This window comes from Streptomyces sp. NPDC033136 (assembly GCF_055578235.1).
Genome location: NZ_JBVIPD010000013.1, coordinates 12,518 through 29,748, shown reverse-complemented (window position 1 = coordinate 29,748; position 17,231 = coordinate 12,518). Strand labels below are relative to the sequence as shown.

At 72.4% G+C, this 17,231-nt stretch carries 16 protein-coding genes and 1 pseudogene; 5 read left to right on the top strand and 12 right to left on the bottom strand.

The window, feature by feature from the left end; genetic code table 11:
• Nucleotides 1-27 precede the first annotated feature (27 nt).
• Nucleotides 28-813: a protein phosphatase 2C domain-containing protein gene (locus ACZ5TL_RS23470; protein ID WP_468592135.1), complete on the bottom strand. Its 786-nt coding sequence runs from the start codon at nucleotides 811-813 to the stop codon at nucleotides 28-30.
• 356 nt (nucleotides 814-1,169) lie between these two features.
• Here ACZ5TL_RS23470 and ACZ5TL_RS23465 point away from each other — a divergent pair, with 356 nt between their 5' ends.
• Genes ACZ5TL_RS23465 through ACZ5TL_RS23445 form a run of 5 tightly spaced genes read left to right on the top strand, consistent with a single transcriptional unit; the run spans nucleotide 1,170 to nucleotide 6,919 of the window.
• Nucleotides 1,170-4,076, top strand: coding sequence for a sensor histidine kinase (locus tag ACZ5TL_RS23465; protein ID WP_468592133.1), 2,907 nt, complete (start codon nucleotides 1,170-1,172; stop codon nucleotides 4,074-4,076).
• Entirely contained in the window at nucleotides 4,073-4,597 is a 525-nt protein-coding gene (locus ACZ5TL_RS23460; RefSeq protein ID WP_468592132.1) for a roadblock/LC7 domain-containing protein, read from the top strand. The genes ACZ5TL_RS23465 and ACZ5TL_RS23460 overlap by 4 nt, the downstream gene beginning before the upstream one ends.
• Complete coding sequence (locus ACZ5TL_RS23455) at nucleotides 4,594-5,016, top strand: DUF742 domain-containing protein (protein WP_468592131.1); 423 nt, start codon at nucleotides 4,594-4,596, stop codon at nucleotides 5,014-5,016. The genes ACZ5TL_RS23460 and ACZ5TL_RS23455 overlap by 4 nt, the downstream gene beginning before the upstream one ends.
• Nucleotides 4,997-5,644 (top strand): GTP-binding protein, encoded by a 648-nt coding sequence (locus tag ACZ5TL_RS23450; protein WP_468592130.1) that lies wholly within the window; start codon nucleotides 4,997-4,999, stop codon nucleotides 5,642-5,644. Before ACZ5TL_RS23455 ends, ACZ5TL_RS23450 begins: the two co-directional genes overlap by 20 nt.
• A 12-nt stretch (nucleotides 5,645-5,656) precedes the next feature.
• Nucleotides 5,657-6,919: a styrene monooxygenase/indole monooxygenase family protein gene (locus ACZ5TL_RS23445; protein WP_468592129.1), complete on the top strand. Its 1,263-nt coding sequence runs from the start codon at nucleotides 5,657-5,659 to the stop codon at nucleotides 6,917-6,919.
• On the opposite strand, the gene ACZ5TL_RS23440 is transcribed toward ACZ5TL_RS23445, so the two are convergent.
• The 11 genes and pseudogenes from ACZ5TL_RS23440 to ACZ5TL_RS23390 form a co-directional block, all read right to left on the bottom strand.
• Nucleotides 6,883-8,061 (bottom strand): C40 family peptidase, encoded by a 1,179-nt coding sequence (locus ACZ5TL_RS23440; protein ID WP_468592128.1) that lies wholly within the window; start codon nucleotides 8,059-8,061, stop codon nucleotides 6,883-6,885. The genes ACZ5TL_RS23445 and ACZ5TL_RS23440 overlap by 37 nt on opposite strands.
• Before the next feature lie 207 nt (nucleotides 8,062-8,268).
• A complete protein-coding gene (locus ACZ5TL_RS23435; RefSeq protein ID WP_468592127.1) occupies nucleotides 8,269-8,538 on the bottom strand; it encodes a hypothetical protein in 270 nt (89 codons plus the stop codon).
• Between the two features lie 10 nt (nucleotides 8,539-8,548).
• Nucleotides 8,549-9,202, bottom strand: a complete 654-nt coding sequence (locus ACZ5TL_RS23430; RefSeq protein WP_468592126.1) for a TetR/AcrR family transcriptional regulator — start codon at nucleotides 9,200-9,202, stop codon at nucleotides 8,549-8,551.
• 198 nt (nucleotides 9,203-9,400) lie between these two features.
• Complete coding sequence (locus ACZ5TL_RS23425) at nucleotides 9,401-10,339, bottom strand: AurF N-oxygenase family protein (RefSeq protein WP_468592125.1); 939 nt, start codon at nucleotides 10,337-10,339, stop codon at nucleotides 9,401-9,403.
• Nucleotides 10,340-10,568: 229 nt separating this feature from the next.
• A pseudogene (locus ACZ5TL_RS23420) lies at nucleotides 10,569-10,757 on the bottom strand (DUF3291 domain-containing protein); the annotation flags it as partial.
• Nucleotides 10,758-10,876: 119 nt separating this feature from the next.
• Complete coding sequence (locus ACZ5TL_RS23415; protein ID WP_468592123.1) at nucleotides 10,877-12,337, bottom strand: penicillin-binding transpeptidase domain-containing protein; 1,461 nt, start codon at nucleotides 12,335-12,337, stop codon at nucleotides 10,877-10,879.
• Nucleotides 12,334-13,698, bottom strand: coding sequence for an FtsW/RodA/SpoVE family cell cycle protein (locus tag ACZ5TL_RS23410; RefSeq protein ID WP_468592122.1), 1,365 nt, complete (start codon nucleotides 13,696-13,698; stop codon nucleotides 12,334-12,336). Before ACZ5TL_RS23410 ends, ACZ5TL_RS23415 begins: the two co-directional genes overlap by 4 nt.
• Before the next feature lie 52 nt (nucleotides 13,699-13,750).
• Nucleotides 13,751-14,218, bottom strand: a complete 468-nt coding sequence (locus tag ACZ5TL_RS23405; RefSeq protein ID WP_468592121.1) for an SH3 domain-containing protein — start codon at nucleotides 14,216-14,218, stop codon at nucleotides 13,751-13,753.
• Nucleotides 14,219-14,332: 114 nt separating this feature from the next.
• Nucleotides 14,333-15,634: an ATP-binding protein gene (locus ACZ5TL_RS23400; protein WP_468592120.1), complete on the bottom strand. Its 1,302-nt coding sequence runs from the start codon at nucleotides 15,632-15,634 to the stop codon at nucleotides 14,333-14,335.
• Nucleotides 15,631-16,335: a hypothetical protein gene (locus ACZ5TL_RS23395; protein ID WP_468592301.1), complete on the bottom strand. Its 705-nt coding sequence runs from the start codon at nucleotides 16,333-16,335 to the stop codon at nucleotides 15,631-15,633. Before ACZ5TL_RS23395 ends, ACZ5TL_RS23400 begins: the two co-directional genes overlap by 4 nt.
• Nucleotides 16,336-16,655: 320 nt before the next feature.
• Entirely contained in the window at nucleotides 16,656-17,159 is a 504-nt protein-coding gene (locus tag ACZ5TL_RS23390; protein WP_468592119.1) for a protein-tyrosine phosphatase family protein, read from the bottom strand.
• Nucleotides 17,160-17,231: the final 72 nt, after the last annotated feature.

Below are 17,231 nucleotides of genomic sequence, written 5' to 3'. Positions count from 1 at the left end.
TGCCCGGGGCCACTTGCGCAACCGGCCCTAGAACTCGGCGTACACCACCGTCGCGTCGTCGTGCGTCTTGCTCCGGCCCAGGGACGTCCTGTCCGAATCCGCCCGTTCCAGCGCCCGCACGCGGTCCACCAGCGCCTGCGGTCCCTCCTTGCGCAGGAGGTGGAAGCACTCCGCCCAGTCGCCCTCACCGAACCGCTCCACCCAGCGGCCGGCACCGTCCGTCAGGGCGGCCAGGGCGCGGACCTCGCCGCGGGGGAGGGTGCCGGTCACCGCTCGGCGGGCCACCGAGGGATCGGCCGCCGCCGTGAAGAAGCCGCCCTCCTTGTTGCGGACCGTCGCGTCCACCAGCGCGTCCGTGGCCAGGGCCGAGCGGGGCAGGAGGGACAGCCGGTCGTCCAGGACGGGTGTCACCACGCCGTCCGGGGACTCCACGAGGAGGGCCGAGTCCGACAGCACCAGGTACTCCACCGTGTCCGGGTTCCAGCGGGCCAGGACCACCGTGGCCTGCGGCGTGCGGGGGTGAGAAAGGTCACAGGTTGCGGCGTGTGCTTCGGCGGTACGCGCGATGGCCCGGGACAGGGCGTCGACCAGGGGAACATCCGGGAGTGAAACGGTCAGTTCGGTCAGTGCCCCACCGAGACGTGCGGTGAACCAGGGAACGGAATGCAGACAGCCCGTCCCCGTCCTCGGCGGTGTGACCCCGTCCAGGACGACGACCGAACCGCCCTGTCCGGAGGCCGGAAGTCCGACAGCGGCGAAGTCCTCGTTGGGGCGGTCGGCGTCTCCCGGCTCCGAGGCGAGTTCAGTACGCATCCGGCCAGTCTGCACGAGCCCTTCACGAGGTTCGCAAAAGGCTGGCAATGGTGGCCCGACCGGCACGGCCGCGCAGGTCAGCTGCCTGGTTTGGGCTGGAATGATTTATTCCGGGAAGGCGTGGTGGCGAATACTGCCACCGCCCGCCCCCGTCGTCCAACCGGCGTGCCGCGCAAGGCCGCTGCAAAGGCCTGCGGAACTTGCCCCTCAACTCCCCTCCGGGGTTCACTCCTTCGGGTGGCGGGTCAGGTGATGCGCGTGCGCTGCCCACCGGCGCTGGGAGGGTCGGGAAGTGTACCGGGAGTACGCACCAGTTGACGGAGCGTCATCCGGGCCCAAGGGTTCACGAGTCAGGAATGCGAGCACCGGTGCAGAAGACGCGGCCTCGTCGCACAGGCAAGCAGACGGCCCCCGATCAGGGCGCTGAGCCGACGCCCCCCACCGGCAAGGGCCGCCCCACGCACGTACGCAACCGGCTGATCGTCGCCGTCGCCGTGGTCGCCGCGGCCATCGCCGGTGCCGGCACCCCGTCCGTGCTCGCCGCCTCCGGGCAACTCCACGACGCGCAGGAGCTGGTGACGCTCGCGGAGCAGACCCAGGACGCGCTCGGCCTCGCGCACGCGCTCGCCGACGAGCGCGACGACGTCACCTCCTACATCGCGGCCGGCCGCCCCAAGGCCAAGGCTCCCTCCGAGCAGCACAGCGAGCGCGTGGACCGGCAGGTCGAGGAGTTGCGGTCCGACACCGACACGCCCGCCTCGCTCCGCTCGGACCTCGACGCCATAGCGGCCGTGCGCAGGGCGGCGCTCACCGGCAGGAGCAGCGCGCTCGAAGCGCACCAGGCCTACTCCACCACCATCACCGAGCTCCACCGGCTCGCCGAGCAGCTGGCTCAGCAGACGCCGCCCCGGGCGGGCTCCGGCGGCCAGGCGCTGGCCGAACTGGACTCCGCCGTCCAGCAGGCCGCCGCGGCCCGCGGGCTGCTGCTCGCCGCGCTCAGCGTGCCGCGCAGCACCGAGACGGTCATCGACCCCGTCACCGGCCTGCCGACCCAGGCCTCCACCTCCTCGGACGCCGACGCCCGGCAGCGCGACCTCCTGAGCGCCGCGGCCCAGCAGGCCCGGCTGCGCTCCGACGCGGCCCTGGCCGACTTCCGCGACACCGCGCCCAAGGCGGCCCGCACCTCGTTCGACCACACGGTCACCGGCGCCGAGGTCAACTCCGCCGAGAAGTACCTCGCCACCCTCACCGACCAGCCGACGCTCACCGGCGGCGAACTCTCCACCAGCGGCAAGAAGCTGGACGCGGCCCTCTCCGCCCGCGTCGACCTGATGCGCGGCGTGGAGTCCGCCCTCTACGACCGCCGCACCAAGGACCTCGAGGCGCTGCGCGACGACGACGTCACCGCGTTGGAGATCCGCATCGCCGTGCTCGGCGCCCTGATGCTGCTCGCGGTCGGTGTCGCCACCGGCATGGCCCGCAGCCTCACCCGCCCCCTCGCGGTCCTGCGCCTGGGCTCCAAGCGCCTCGCCGAGGCGGAGGACCCGGCGGCCGAGGAACCGGTGAAGTTCACCGGCCGCAACGACGAGTTTGCCCAGGTGGTGCGTTCCGTCAACGCCCTGCACGCGCACGCTGCCGCCCTCACCGAGCGGATCACCACGCTGGAGGCCGACCGCAAGCACCTCGTCGGCCAGCGCCAGAAGATGGCCGACGCCCGGGAGGAACTGCGCGGCGAACTCGCCGAGTCCGCCGCCCAGCTGGAGCGGCTGCGCACGGCCATCGGCGGTACGTTCGTCAGCCTCGCGCTGCGCACCCTCGGCCTGGTCGAGCGGCAACTGGCCGTCATCGAGAACCTGGAGGAGCGCGAGCAGGACCCGGACCGGCTGGCCACGCTGTTCAAGCTCGACCACTTCGCGACGGTCATGCGCCGGCACAGCGAGAACCTCCTGGTCCTCGCCGGCACCGAGCACGTCCAGCACGCCGCCGGGCCCGTGCCGCTCGTGGACGTCGTCCGCGCCGCGGTCAGCGAGATCGAGCGCTACGAGCGGGTCCGGATCGCCGCCCTGCCGCCGCACGCGCACATCGCCGGGTTCGCCGCGGACGACCTCTCCCACCTGCTGGCCGAACTCATGGAGAACGCCACCTCTTTCTCCCCGCCCGACCTGCCCGTGGAGATCTCCGGCTGGCTGCTGGAGAGCGGCGAGGTCATGCTCTCGGTCCAGGACGAGGGCATCGGCATGACCGAGGACCGGCTGGACCGGCTCAACTCCCGCCTGGCCGACTTCGACCCGGAGGCGCCGTACGAGCAGGAGGGCGAGGACGGTCTCGGCCTCGGCCTGTACGTCGTGGCCCGCCTCGCCCACCGCCACGGTGCGCGCGTGCAGTTGCGCGAGCAGAAGCAGGGCGGTGTCGCGGCGGTCGTCGTCCTGCCCCGCACGCTGCTGGCGGCGGCTCCGCCCGTGGCCGTCCCGGCCTCGGGCCCGCCCACCGGCACCACGCACTCCTTCTCCCTCCCCGGCGCCGACGCCGAGGCCAACTCCAACGTCCTGCACGGCCGCACGGCCGGCGAGGACCCGCTGGTGGCCATGGCGGAGAAGGCGGTCCGGCGGAAGGAGGCCGGGGAGCACCCGCAACCGGCCGAAGCGGCGGAACCGGACGGGCCAGCGGTACCGGCCGAAGCGGCCGAGTCGGCCGCACTCGCGGCAGAGGCCACGACGCCGGACGGGCCCCCTGCCGAGACCCAGGCAGAGATCCCTGCCGAGACCCCTGCCGAGACCACGATGGAGCTGCTGGCCCCGATCCCGCAGGGCGAGCCGGCCCCGGCGGAGCACGGACCCGCGCCCACCGACGGTGAGTACGCCCTGCAGGGGCCGCCCGCGGCCGACGACGCGACCCGCACGGGGGACGAGTTCGGGAACGACGGCGCGACCCGCACAGGGGACGAGTTCGGGAACGACGGCGCGGAACACGAACGCGCACCCGACGAGGAGGAGGACCGCGTCACCGACAAGGGCCTCCCCAAGCGCACACCGAAGATCACCGCTCCGGCCACCGCCCCGCGCCAGCGCAGCGGCTCGGTCGACGCCGACGCGCTCCGCCGCCGCCTCGGCGGCTTCCGGCAGGGCGCCCAGGCCGGCTACCGGGACGTGGAGGCGGAGATCGCCGAGCGGACGGCCTCGCACCAGCGGCCGGCCACCGGCACATCTGGACCAGCTGGATCCGAAGAAGCCACGGGGGGCACAGTCGAGGAGGCAAGCAGTTGACCGCGCCCAGTACCTTCGGACTGATCGGACTGAGTAGTGAGGCCCGCAACCTGCACTGGCTGCTGACCAACCTCGTCGAGGAGGTACCCGGCATCCTCTCGGTCGCGGTCGTCTCGTCCGACGGACTGCTCCTGCTGTCCTCCGACGACCACCGAAACAAGGAGGCCCGGGAGGCCCTGCAGGCCCGCGGGACCGGGCGGACCGGCCCGCGCGGCTCCGCCGCCGACCTGGCCACCATCGTCTCCGGCATCGGCAGCCTCACCATCGGCGCCGCCAAGCTGATGGACTTCGGCGGGGTCCGGCACACGATGGTCGCCATGGACGAGGGCAGCCTGTTCGTGATGTCGATCAGCGACGGTTCGCTGCTCGGCGTCCACGGCTCCGCGGACTGCGACATGAGCGTGGTGGCGTACCACATGGCCCTGTTCGTCGGCCGCGCCGGTCACGTCCTGACGCCCGAACTCCGCAGCGAGCTCCGACAATCCCTGGAGGAGTCCCAGACGACGGGGAGTGCCCGATGAGCAGTACGCCCAAGCATCAGCTCCCGGTCCGCGGCGGTGACCGCAAACCCGCTCGGGTCCGCCCCTACTCGCTCACCGGCGGCCGGACCCGCTTCGGACACGTCCTCCTCGTGGAGACGTTCGTGGCGAGCACGGCCGCGCTGGGCGCCCCGGAGGAGCGCAGGGAACTGACGAACGGCTCCCTGTCCACCCGGGTGATGCCGGAACTGCGGGCCATCGTCGAACTGTGCCGCCGGATGCGTACGGTGGCCGAGATCGCCGCGCTGCTGAAGATGCCGCTCGGCGTGGTCCGCGTGCTCCTCAGCGACCTCGCGGACCAGGGAAAGATCCGTGTGTACGGGACGGGCACCGGCCACGGCACAGGCCGCCCGGACCGAGCTCTGCTGGAAAGGGTGCTGAGTGGACTCCGTCGTCTCTGACGCCGCTCACGGCGTCGCTGGTTCCTCCCCGTCCGTCCAGCCGGACGACGACATGCATGCCTGGCAGACGGACCGCACCCGTGCCCCCATCGCCACGAAGATCGTGGTGGCGGGCGGCTTCGGCGTGGGCAAGACCACGCTGGTCACCGCCGTCTCGGAGATCACGCCCCTGCAGACCGAGGCGCTGATGACCGAGGCGAGCGAGGCCACCGACGACCTCACCGCCACGCCGGGCAAGACCACCACCACCGTCGCCATGGACTTCGGGCGCATCACGCTCGACGACGACCTGGTGCTCTACCTGTTCGGCACACCGGGCCAGCAGCGGTTCTGGTTCATGTGGGACGACATCGTGCGCGGCGCGATCGGCGCCGTCGTCATGGCCGACACACGCCGTCTGAAGGACTGCTTCCCGGTCCTGGACTACTTCGAGAGTTCCGGACTGCCCTACGTGGTCGCGGTCAACCACTTCGACGGCAGCGAGCTGTTCGAGCCGGAGGACGTGCGGGAGGCCCTGACCATCCCGCGGCACATACCTGTCATGATCATGGACGCGCGTCGCCGGATCTCCGTGATCGAGACCCTCCTGGCCCTCGTGGGCCACGCGCTCGACGAAACCCCCGAGTAGAGGACAGCCCGCATGCGGAAGATACTCGTCGTCGGAGCCGGTCAGTCCGGGCTCCAGATCGCTCTCGGCCTCCAGTCGCAGGGGTACGAGGTCACCCTGATGTCCAACCGGACGGCGGACGAGATCCGCACCGGCCGGGTCATGTCCACGCAGTGCATGTTCCACACGGCGCTGCAGCACGAGCGCGATCTCCAGCTGAACTTCTGGGAGTCCCAGGCCCCGAAGATCGAAGGACTCGGCGTCTCGGTCGCCGCCCCCGGCTCCTGGGCCGAGGGCCCCGCGGCACGTGCGATCGACTGGCTGGGCACGCTCGACGGGTACGCCCAGTCGATCGACCAGCGCGTGAAGATGGCCGGCTGGATGGAGACGTTCGCCCAGCGTGGCGGACAGCTCGTCATCCACGGCGCGGCCGTCGGCGACCTCGACTACTTCGCCCGCACGTACGACCTGGTGCTGGTCGCGGCCGGCAAGGGCGAGCTGGTGCAGATGTTCGCCCGCGACCCGGAGCGTTCCCCCTACAGCGAGCCGCAGCGCGCGCTGGCCGTGTCGTACGTCCACGGCCTCGGCCCGCGCCCCGAGCACCCCGGAACCGAAGGGGTCCGCTGCAACCTCGTGCCGGGCGTCGGTGAACTGTTCGTCATGCCCTGCCTGACCACCTCCGGCCGCGCCGACATCCTGTTCTGGGAGGGCATACCCGGCGGTCCGCTCGACGTGTTCAACGGCGTCAAGGACCCCGCGGAGCACCTCTCCCTGACCCTGGAACTCATGGAGCGGTACGTCCCCTGGGAGTACGCGCGGGCCACCAACGTCGAACTGACCGACGCGGGCGGCACGCTGGCCGGGCGCTACGCCCCCACCGTCCGCAACCCCGTCGGCAGCCTCCCCGGCGGCGGGCTGGTCCTCGGCGTCGCCGACGTGGTCGTCGCCAACGACCCGATCACCGGGCAGGGCTCCAACTCGGCGTCCAAGTGCGCCGCCGCCTACCTCGCCTCGATCGTCGAGCACGGCGACAAGCCGTTCGACGAGGAGTGGATGCGGGCCACCTTCGACCGCTACTGGAACACCGCCCAGCACGTCACCAAGTGGACCAACACGATGCTCGCGCCGCCGCCGGAGCACGTCCTGAACCTCATCGGCGCCGCCGGGGAACTCCAGCCGGTCGCCGACCGCTTCGCCAACGGCTTCAACGACCCGTCCGACTTCGAGAACTTCTTCTACGACCCGGACAAGTCCCAGGCCTACCTGGCAGAGGTGTCGGGCGCGGGCGCCGCGTAGCCCCCGAAGCCCTCGTCCGACCCGTCCGCGGCGCCTTCGGGGAGCTCCGGCGGCTCGTACCGCCGCACGGGCTCCCCGTCCGGGTCCGGGCGTACGGCGCCCAGGACCGGGTTGGCCGCGATCGGTGACACCTTCACCTTCGCACCCGGCCGGGGCGCGTGGACGACCATGCCGTCGCCGAGGTACAGCGCGACGTGCGTGGCCTCGGGGAAGTACACGACCAGGTCGCCGGGGCGCAGCTCCTCCAGCGGGATCCGCTCCAGCTGCTTCCACTGCTCCTGGCTGGTCCGCGGGATGGGCGTCCCGGCCTTGGCCCAGGCCTGCGAGGTCAGCCCCGAGCAGTCGTACGACCTCGGTCCCTCCGCGCCCCACTCGTACGGCTTGCCGAGCTGCCGTACGGCGTACCGGACGGCCCGGCCGCCCTCGGCCGTCGGCTTGCGGACGCTGCTCCTGCTGCCAGGGCTGCCGGGGCTGCCGCTGAGCGCGCCCGAGGCCAGGAACTTCTTCTGTGCCCTCGCCGTGCCGTCCTTCTCCAACTCGGCGAGGGCGGTGAGCTGGTCGGAACGGAGGGAGGCGAGGAGTTCCTCCACGTCCTTCAGGCGTGCGCGGACCTCGTCCCGCTCCCTCTTGCGCCGCTCGGTGAGGGCGAGCTGCCTGTCCAGGGCCTTGCGGGACTTGTGGGCCAGGTCGTGGGCCTTGCGCTCGTCGCCGGTGAGCCGGCCGATGGTGCCCGCCCGCTCCCGGGCGAGCCGGCCGATCACATGGCCCTGCTCGATCGCGTGCTGGGGGTCGCGGGCCAGGAGCAGGCGTACGTACGGGGAGATGCCGGTGCTGCTCTGGTACTGCTGCCGGGCGAGCCGGCCGGCAGCGCCCCGGCTGTCGTGCAGGGAGAGCCGGGCGCGAACGAGGGCGCGGTCCAGACGGTCGGTCTCCGCGCGCTGCCTCCTCAGGTTCTCCTCGGTCGTGTTGTAGGCCTCGGTGGCCCCTTCCGCCTTTCGGTACAGCTCCTGAAGATCCGTCAGAAGATCGGCGACGGGGACGTCCTCGGCGGTGCCGGGGGCCGGGGCGGCTGTGGCGGGGGTGGGCGCGAGGACCGTCGCCGTCGCAGCGACGCAGACCAGACGCACGAGCCTTGCTGACATGCCATCACCTCCGATGCGGGGGTGGCCCTTCGGCCACCGGACATTCGTGAGGATCAGGCGTGTGCGCGGGGTGCGCGCGGTGGGTGTGCGCGGTTCGGCGCAACGAGGTCACCCGTCGGCGTCGTCCGGCTTGCCGGGCGGCGTGGCGTCTGGCTCGTGGGGCGGCGCCTGATCGGGCTCGGCGGAGGGTGTGGGGCCTCCACCTGATCAGGAACGGTTCGGCTTCGACCAGGGCCAGTTCAGGCGGCGGGCCGGGGCGCCCTCCGGGGCGTACGCGTACTTCCAGCGGTTGGTGAGGCCGACCTTGCCCTGTCCCCGGGGTACGCGGCGGTAGACCAGGACGGTGGGCGGGCCGCCGTCGGGGGCCGGGACGGGGATGCGGTACGTCTTGGGCGGGTGGCCGGTGATGCCGAGCAGGACGGGCAGGACCCTGCCGTCCATGGGGCCGCCCTCGAAGGGGGTGTCTTCACTCTTCACGTGATCAGTGTCAGACATCCTCGGCGAGGGCCCGGACCAGGGCGTCGGTCTGCGGGTCGCGGCGGGCGGTCACCGTCAGCATGGCGACGAACTGCTCGACGAGCCAGTCGCGGAGCTCCTCGGCCGGGGGCTGCTTGTCCTCGTCGAGCCAGATGAGCGACGACGCCTCCACGGCGGTGATCCACATGCGGATGGTCATGCGCAGACGGGGCCCCGGTTCCGTGACCCGCAGGTGGCTGACGATGTGCTCGGCGGCGGCGCGGCGGACGCCGTCGACTATGGCGGTGGTACGGGAGGTCTCGACGACGCTGCCGCCCTGGAGGAGGGCGCTGAAGCCCGCGTCGTGCTGGTCGACGAAGGCGAGGTAGCGGTCGAGGGCGCGGGACAGACGGGGGAGGAGCGGCCCCTCGCGGGGTTCGTCGAAGCAGTGCCGGAGCTCGTCGGCGGCGGAGCGCAGGGCGGCCTCGTAGAGCTGCTGCTTGCCGCCGGGGAAGTACCGGTACACCAGGGGCCGCGAGACCCCGGCCGCCTCCGCCACGTCGTCCAGGGAGACGTCCTCCGGTGCGCGGTGGGCGAAGAGGCCCAGCGCCGAGGTGAGGAGCTGACTGCGGCGTTCCTCGACGCTGAGTCGCCGGTAGGCGGGGGTGGGGGCGGCTCGTGTCATGCCTCGCAGGGTAATTGGGGGGCCGGGGCGCTGCGTAGCGGGTGCCTCCGGCGGGCTGTGCGGGGGAGCGGGGTGCCTGCGGTGGCCTGTGGCTGCTTCGGTGGGGGTGGGGCGCTGAGCCGGCCTGACCGCCGCACGCGGTCAGTCACCCTGCTTGGACGTGACCTGACCGGGTTCGCTTTCGCGACCCGGTGACCCCTAGGCCAGCAACCCCGACGACCTCCACAGCCGTCGCCCGGCCCCTCGCAACACTCCGATGTCGTCGAGGAAGTCCGTCAGCCGCTTGGACCCGTTCTGCATGACCTCGCGGCGGTGCCCGCTCGCCCGTACCTGCGCGAGGGCCTCCCGCTTGTCCAGGCCCACGTTCGTGTAGACCTCGGGGTTCACGAACGCGACCGAGAACACCCGGGCGAACTCCCCGGAGGTGATGCGGGTGAACTCCTGGGACCACTTGGGGGCCGTCACCATCTGGCGGCGGAGTTCCTCGCGGGCGTAGCGGACGTGGCGGGCCTCCTCCACCACGTGGATGCGGGTGACGCCCCGGATCAGGGTCTGGACGCGCTCGTCCGGGAACGTCAGACGCTGCATCCAGTCGAGGACCTCCTCACCGAGCAGGGTCGCCGTGAAGGAGCCCGGGGTGGTCGAGATGGTCTTGAACAGGCGCCCCAGGTGCTGGTGCAGGCGGCTGACCGGGTAGTAGGGCGTGCCGCCGCGCGTGATCAGCCGGGCGAACATCTTGGAGTGCCGGCACTCGTCCTCGATCTCGGTGAGCGCGTAGCGGACGTGCGCGCTCGTCGCCGCCTTGTCGTAGATGTGCCGGACCAGCAGTTGCATCAGGATGATCTCGAACCAGATGCCGAGAGAGGCCAGCGCCGCCGCCTCGTGCTGGGAGAGCAGGATCCGCTGCTCCTCGCTCATCCGCTTCCATAGCGGCGTGCCGTAGAGCGACACCAGCTCCGGCGGCCAGAACCACTTGCCCTCCTCGAAGGGCGCGTCCCAGTCCAGCTCCTTGTCCGGGTCGAAGGAGTGCTTGGCGGAGGAGTCGAGTAGCCGTTGGGCCACCTGCTCCCGGTCCTTCAGCAGGCCGAGGGCATCGCGCAGGCCGTCGAGCGCGTCGGCTTCCGTCAGGGTCGTCATGGCTGCCCACCTCGTTGTGCACACGTCACGGTTGCTCTTATGAGACTGCCTGTCAGCAAGCTCGTCAATCCCCTGCGCGTCACTTGTTGACCCGGTGTCTGCCTCGGGTGAGCCCGCGGGCGTGCCGGCCGTCGACGACCATCAAGCTGAACAGGCGCGGACGCCCGGAGCCCGGCGTACCGGTGCCCGTGCTTCGGCGTCGGCCCCGCGCCGTCAGTCGCCGCCAGGCCGAGCAGCCCAGCTCCTCCGGTACGTCGCCGATCAGCGGTGCGGCTCCCTGGGGCGGGTGCGCCGTCCGCAGGGTGAAGGCGTACGGGGTCGGGCCGTGGGGGCGGATGTGGAGGAGGCGGGACTCCGCCTCGGCCACCGTGGGGCGGTGGCCCGCCGGGACCCACCACAGGGCGACCATGGCCTCTTGCCTTGAGCGGGCGATGTTGACCTCGGCGAGTTCGTACACGGTGGCAGGCTGCGTCATGTGCCGAACGTTAGGTAGGGAGCTTTCCGCCGGGGTGACCCGTCTCATCAACCGGGCAGCCATCAGCGGGACTTGAGTACCGCCTCCATCACCGCCCGGGCGATCGGCGCCGCGTCGCCGCCCCCGCTGATGTCCCGGCGCTCCGTCTCCCCCTCCTCCACGACCACCGCGACCGCCACCCGCGGCGCCGGGTCACGGTCGCCCTGCGCCCAGGAGATGAACCAGGCGTACGGCATGCCGGAGTTGCGGCGGCCGTGCTGGGCGGTGCCCGTCTTGCCGCCCACCTTGGCACCGCGGATCGCGGCCCGGCGGCCGGTGCCCTTCTCGACCACCTCCCGCATCAGCGCGCGCAGCCGGACCGCGGTCGAGGGGTACATCGCCTGCCGGACCGCGCGCGAGCCGGCCGTCGCGAGGGTGCTGCCGCCCGGCCGGGTCGTGCGTTCCACCAGGTACGGCTCCCGCACCTGGCCGCCGTTGGCCACGGCCGCCGCGACCATCGCCATCTGCAGGGGAGTGGCACGGGTGTTGTACTGGCCGATCGCCGACAGGGCGAGCTGCGCCTGGTCGAGCGAGGTGTCGAAGGTGGACCGGGCGACCGGGAACGGAACCCGCAGTCGAGGATTGTTGAAGCCGAAGGCGTGGGCCGTGGCCGTCATGTCCGTCACGCCCACCTCCACGCCGAGTTTGCCGAACACCGTGTTGCAGGAGAGGGTGAAGGCCTCGCGCACGGAGGCGTCCCGGCAGCCCCGGGCGGCGTTCGTCAGGCGGGTCCGCGTCCCGGGCAGGGTGTATGGGTCGGGGGAGTCCGTCGGCGCGTTGAGGTCCGTGACCACGCCGGCGTCCAGCGCGGCGGCCGCGGTGACGACCTTGAAGGTTGAGCCCGGCGGATACGTGTGCCGTGCCGCCCGGTTGAGCATCGGCCGGTCCTTGTCCGAGTTCAGCCGTGTCCAGGACCGGGCCGCCGCCGAGCCGTTCCCGGACAGCGGCTGGGGGTCGTAGGACGGGCGGGACACCAGGGCCAGGATCCGGCCGGTCGACGGTTCCAGCGCCGCGACCGCGCCCTTGAGCCCGGCCAGTCCCTTGAACGCCGCCCGCTGCGCGGCCGGGTCGAGGGTCGTGACGACGTCCCCGCCGGAGTTCCGTGCCCGCGTGAAGTCGTTCCACAGCGGGAAGGGCGCGAGCATCGGGTCCGAGCCGGACAGGATGCCGTCCTCGGTCCTCTCCAGGAGTGTCGTGCCGTACAGCTGAGAGGCGAAGCCGGTGACCGGGGCGTACAACGGGCCGTCAGTGTAGGTGCGTTCGTAGCGGAGGTGCTCGCGGGTGTCCTTCGAGCCGGTGACCGGCCGGCCGCCGACCAGGATGTCGCCGCGCGGCTCCTCGTAACGGACGATGTCGGGGCGGCGGTTGGCGGGGTTGCGGTCGTACTCGGGGGCCTGGACGATCTGGACGCGGGCGGCGTTCAGCAGCAGCGCCACCAGCAGCAGCGCGCAGAAGAGGCCGGCGTGCCGGATGTGCCGCGTCACCGGGAGCCCTGCCCGTCGCCCTGCCGCCGGGCCGAGTCGCTCACCCGGGCCAGCAGCGCCACGATCGCCCAGTTGGTGACCACGGACGAGCCGCCCTGCGCCAGGAACGGCATCGCCATGCCGGTCAGCGGGATCAGTCCGGTCACCCCGCCCGCGATCACGAACACCTGCAGCGCCACCAGCGAGGAGAGGCCGACCGCGAGCAACCGGCCGAAGGGCTCGCGAAGCGCGAGGCCGGCCCGGTAGCCGCGCTCCACCAGCAGCCCGTAGAGGAGGAAGATCGCGGACAGCCCTGCCAGGCCGAGTTCCTCGCCCGCCGTGGCCAGGATGAAGTCCGACTTCACGGCGAAGCCGATGAGTACGGAGTGGCCGAGGCCCAGGCCCGTGCCGAGGAGGCCGCCCTCCGCGAAGGCGAACAGGGACTGGGCGAGCTGGTTCGCGCCCTCGCCCGCCTCGATGGAGGCGAAGGGATGCAGCCAGGTCTCGATCCTGCTGTGCACGTGCGGCTCCATCCGGCCCACGGCGAACGCACCCACCGCCGCCAGCAGCAGGCCCACGGCGATCCAGCCGGTGCGGCCGGTGGCGACGTAGAGCAGGACGACGAACAGGCCGAAGAACAGCAGCGACGTGCCGAGGTCGCGCTCCAGGACCAGCACGCCCACACTGACCAGCCAGACGGCGACGATCGGCCCGAGGACGCGGCCGGTGGGGAGCTGCAGCTTCCAGATGCGGCGGCCGGTGCAGGCGAGGGCGTTGCGGTTCGCGGCCAGGTACGCGGCGAAGAACACCGCCAGCAGCACCTTCGCGAACTCGCCCGGCTGGATGGAGAACCCGGCGATCCGGATCCAGATGCGGGCCCCGTTCACCGCCGGGAACAGGATCGGCAGCGTGAGCAGCACCAGCGCGGCGACGACACAGACGTAGGTGTAGCGCTGGAGCACCCGGTGGTCGCGCAGGAGCAGCATGACCAGAATGAACAGCGCCACGCCCAGCGTTGACCACACCAGCTGGGCCGGCGCCGCCCGGTCGCCCGGGGTCTCCAGGTCGAGCCGGTAGATGAGCACCAGGCCCAGCCCGTTGAGCAGCACGCCGATCGGCAGGAGGAGGGGGTCGGCGTGCGGAGCCCGCAGGCGTACCGCCAGATGGGCCAGCAGCGCGAGCACGCCCAGTCCGGCGCCATAGCCGGCGGATCCGGGCGGCAGTGCTCCGTGCTGGGCGAGGCCCACGGCGCAGTAGCCGTACACGGACAGCAGTACGGCCAGGACGATGAGGGCGAGTTCGATGCCCCGGCGCCGGGGGAGGCGGCGGACGGCGGGCGCGGGCGGGTCCGCCGTCGCCACGGTGATTCCGGCCTTGCTCATGTCCGGAACCTACCCAAACGGGACGTCTTGTGCGCCTTTGGGTGACAGAATGTCAGCACCAGCGTGGCGCGGGGCCGATGTTGTCGATGTAGCGGGCCGCGCCCCAGGCCCAGGTGCCGTCCGTGAGCAGGTACCAGAGGGGATTGCCCTGCACGGTCTCACCTCCGGTCTTGCAGAAGATCTTGACGATGTCGCCCTTGTGGGCATACCGGATGATCTGGGAGCCGCGGTTCGGGGCGCTGCGCAGCGCCAGCGTGTTCGCCGTGACGACGCCCTTGTAGAGGCGCTGGTCGTGGTTACCGTTGCCGCCGATCGGGTCGTCGTTGCCGTTGCCGTTGCCGCCGATCGGGTCGTGGTGGCCGTTGCCGTTGCCGTTGCCGCCGATCGGGTTGTGGTGGCCGTTGCCGTTGCCGCCGCTCGGGTCCCAGCCGTCGTGCGTGGCGGCGGCAGGAGTGACGGCGGCCGCGGCGGCGAGGAGACCGGCGGCGGCGACTATGGAGAGGCGGGAGCGCAGGGACATGGGGAGTACCTCCATGTGGGGGCGAAATTGCCGAAGCTGACTTATCGCTACATTAGGAGCGCCCCGCGGGCCCCGCCCCTCACGCTGGGCCATAGGAGGACACGCCCCGGACTCTCACTCCGCAGGCAGTTCCAGGGTCGCCACGGCCCCGCCGTCCGGGGCGTTGCCGAACACCAGCCGCGCCCCCAGCACCTCCGCCTGCCCCGACGCGATGGTCAGCCCGAGCCCGTGCCCCCGCGCGCCCCCCTCCGTGCGGAAGCGCTGCGGCCCGTGCGCCACCAGGTACTCCGGGAACCCGTCCCCATGGTCCCGAACGGTCACCACCGGACCGTCGACGGTCACTACCACCGGCCCCCGCCCGTGCTTGTGCGCGTTCGCCACCAGGTTCCCCAGCACCCGCTCCAGCCGCCGCCGGTCCGTCTCCACGGACACGTTCCGCACGACCCTGACCTCCGCGTCGCTCCCCGCCGCCCGCACCGCCCGCTCGGCCAGCGGCCCCAACTGCTCGGTGTCCAGCTCCAGCCGCTCGCGACCCGTGTCCAGCCGCGAGATCTCCAGCAGGTCCTCGGTGAGCGTGCGCAGTGCCGCCACCCGGTCCCGCACCAGCTCCGTCGGTCGGCCCGGCGGCAGCAGTTCGGCCGCCGCGTGCAGCCCGGTCAGCGGCGTACGCAGCTCGTGCGCGACATCCGCCGTGAACCGCTGCTCCGCGAGCAGCTTGCCCTGCAGCGACGACGCCATCGAGTCCAGCGCGGCGGCGACCGCGGCCACCTCGTCCTGCGGACGCGCCGGATGCCTCGTCCGCGGGTCCGGCCGCGGGTCCGGCCGCGAGTCCGGCCGCGAGTCCGTACGGGGGATCGTACGGGGGTCGTTCACGCGCGCGTCCAGATCGCCCGCGCTGATCCGCCGGGCCACCCGTGCCGTGGTGTGCAGCCGCCGTGTCACCCGCGTCACCGCGAACGCGCCGACCAGCAGTGTCGCGCCGATCGCCAGTCCCGAGGACCATAGGATCGCCCGGTCCAGGCCCGCGATCGTACGGGCCTGCTGCGCGTAGTCGACCGCCACCGCCAGGGCCCGGCCGCCGTCGGCGGGTCCCGCCGCCCACATCGTGGGACGCCCGTCCCGGTCCGCGACCATCGTGCCGCGCTCCCCGGACACCGCCAGGTCCCGCAGCTCCCGGGGCAGCCCCGGGGGATCCACCGCGGCGCCCCGCCGGAGCGTGTCCCCGGCCTCGTACCGATCCGTCACCTGCGTCAGCCGCTGCAGCGCCCGCTCGCGGGCCTGGCCGACGGTCTGGTTCGTCACCTGCACGTGCACCAGGACACCGAGCAGGGCGGCCAGCGCGCAGCACATCACCGTGATGAAGGCGGCGGCCTTGGCGGCGAGCGTCCCGGACCACTGGGGGAGGGCGGGTCTCATCCTGTGTCCGCCGAGGAGGAGGCGGAGGAGGACGGGGCGGCGGGGGAGGCCGACGGGTGCCGGGAGTGCTTGCGCGGGCCGGTGCGCAGCATCTCGTCGTGGGTGAGGAGCATGGCCCGCTGATCCCGGTCCCAGGTCCACTGGAGGCGGTACTCGTACCCCGCGACCTCGGAGGGCGAGCGGATGACGAGGGAGCGCCCGGCCAGTTCGACGCGGCTCAGCGCGTCCTCCCAGGCCATCACCTGCATGAGCCGGTGCTTGTCGACGGTGTAGACGCGGACCGCGGTGGTCTTGCCGGGCAGCAGGGAGAAGCCCAGCGTCAGGTCGTCGCGCCCGTCGCCGGTCAGATCCCGGTAGTACGGCTCGAGGACCGGGCATGTCCCGCGCTCCGGGCCCTCGGCGCAGCCGGCCATCCGGGCCTCGGTGCCGTGGTGGGGTGCCTGGTCGCCGTCGTAGTCGTCCGGGTGCGCGGCGATCTCGGCCCGGACGATGGCGACCGGGTTCACCCGGCGGATGTCGTCGCCGGGGACCTTGATCCCCTTGACCACCTCGGTGTTCACCTCGCCGATCTCGAAGGCCGGACTGGACGCCGGTGTCAGCCCAGGCCACAGCCGGGCCGGGCCGACCGCCGTCCGGGTCGGCCCCGCGCCCTCCAGCCGGCCGGCGTCCCCGCAGCCCACCACGGCGGCGGCCAGCAGCAGGGCGGCGACGGCGGCACGGCGGACGGCACGGCCACGACGGCTCCATGGCCGGCCGGGACGGCCCTCGGAGCGGCCGGGGCGGCCGACGGGACGGCCGAGCCGGGTTCCGAGCCGGATTCGGAGCCGGATTCCGTGGCGGGTTCCGAGCCGGATTCGGAGCCGGATTCCGTGGCGGGCTCCGTGGCGGGCTCCGGGGCGGCTGAGGGGCACTGCACTCCTGCGGTTCGTGGGTGATCACGTGGCTCGGACGCAACCGCCGACCGGGTACACCCTATTCGCGAGGAAGTCCCATTTGCGCGAGAGGGCAGCCGTATGCCGCGCTACTCGGCGAGCTCCTCCAGCAGCCGGGCGGTGGCGAGCCCGGCCCGCAGGTACGCGACGAACAGGTCGTTGTGCAGCGCCCAGGGCGAGCGGCGGTCCCGGATCAGCCGGATCGCCGCCTCGGCGGAGCGGCCCTGGCGTATCAGCGCCTGCGCGACGACCAGGCCGGAGCGGTTGTAGCCGTGGTAACAGCGGACGAGGACGCTGCGGCCCTCGTCCAGCGCCTCGCACGCTGCCTCGGCCAGCCGGATCACCCCCGCCAGCTGCGTTCCGTCGAGCGGCCCGTCGGGGATCGGCCACACATGGTGCCGGACGCCCGGACCGGGCCCGTGCCCCGGCAGCCGCAGCAGCGTCTGCACCAGGTCGAACTCGTCCCGTACGACGACGAACTCCGGATGGCCCGAGGCGCCGGCGTACTCGTGGCCGCCCATCCACAGGCCGGGGACGACCTCGCTCCAGGGGCTCTCCGGAGCCGGGACATCGGGATTCCTGCGGGTACGCAACGGCGCCTCCCCACATCACCGCCCAGCTCCTCTCAAAGGTAACCGGGTTCTTGCCCCCGCAGCACCCCGCCT

Coding starts and splice junctions, on each gene's coding strand:
- ACZ5TL_RS23470 (WP_468592135.1), bottom strand. CDS start 813: ATGCGTACTGAACTCGCCTCGGAGCCGGGAGACGCCGACCGCCCCAAC.
- ACZ5TL_RS23465 (WP_468592133.1), top strand. CDS start 1,170: ATGCGAGCACCGGTGCAGAAGACGCGGCCTCGTCGCACAGGCAAGCAG.
- ACZ5TL_RS23455 (WP_468592131.1), top strand. CDS start 4,594: ATGAGCAGTACGCCCAAGCATCAGCTCCCGGTCCGCGGCGGTGACCGC.
- ACZ5TL_RS23445 (WP_468592129.1), top strand. CDS start 5,657: ATGCGGAAGATACTCGTCGTCGGAGCCGGTCAGTCCGGGCTCCAGATC.
- ACZ5TL_RS23440 (WP_468592128.1), bottom strand. CDS start 8,061: ATGTCAGCAAGGCTCGTGCGTCTGGTCTGCGTCGCTGCGACGGCGACG.
- ACZ5TL_RS23430 (WP_468592126.1), bottom strand. CDS start 9,202: ATGACACGAGCCGCCCCCACCCCCGCCTACCGGCGACTCAGCGTCGAG.
- ACZ5TL_RS23425 (WP_468592125.1), bottom strand. CDS start 10,339: ATGACGACCCTGACGGAAGCCGACGCGCTCGACGGCCTGCGCGATGCC.
- ACZ5TL_RS23410 (WP_468592122.1), bottom strand. CDS start 13,698: ATGAGCAAGGCCGGAATCACCGTGGCGACGGCGGACCCGCCCGCGCCC.
- ACZ5TL_RS23405 (WP_468592121.1), bottom strand. CDS start 14,218: ATGTCCCTGCGCTCCCGCCTCTCCATAGTCGCCGCCGCCGGTCTCCTC.
- ACZ5TL_RS23400 (WP_468592120.1), bottom strand. CDS start 15,634: ATGAGACCCGCCCTCCCCCAGTGGTCCGGGACGCTCGCCGCCAAGGCC.